Source organism: Sedimentibacter sp. B4 (assembly GCF_000309315.1).
In the GTDB taxonomy this organism is placed as follows: Bacteria; Bacillota; Clostridia; order Tissierellales; family Sedimentibacteraceae; genus Sedimentibacter; species Sedimentibacter saalensis.
On sequence record NZ_CANG01000382.1, the window covers coordinates 1 to 344 of the forward strand.

Annotated in this window: 1 protein-coding gene; it reads right to left on the minus strand. The window is 63.1% G+C overall.

The window, feature by feature from the left end:
• Positions 1 to 313 (minus strand): hypothetical protein (locus tag BN358_RS22395; protein WP_198018421.1); only part of this gene is annotated, 313 nt, incomplete at its 3' end.
• Positions 314 to 344 lie beyond the last annotated feature (31 nt).

Consider the following 344-nt stretch of genomic DNA (forward strand, 5'->3'; position numbering starts at 1 on the left):
CTTGTGTGTAGAGGAGGTTCTGGAGGTTCTGAATCGACCTAGCCGTCTCCGGGTTGGCGATGGCGTTGATCTGCGCGGTGGCGACGGAGTCGTTGCCGCTGCTCGTAGGCTTTGGGGTACGTCCAAGGATCGTCGCGACGAAGTCGGTCCTCGCTTTCCTGCGCTCTGCCTTCTCGTCCTCTGCGCGCTTCTCCGCATCCTCCCTACGCTTGTTCTGCATAGCCTCCCAGGTGTCGATGGCGGCCGCCGCCCCTTTGCCGCGGAACACCACTACAGCAGCTGCGATCATGGCCAGACCGAGCACGATGCCCATGGGGTTGTCTTTGCCCCCCATGGCGGACAGC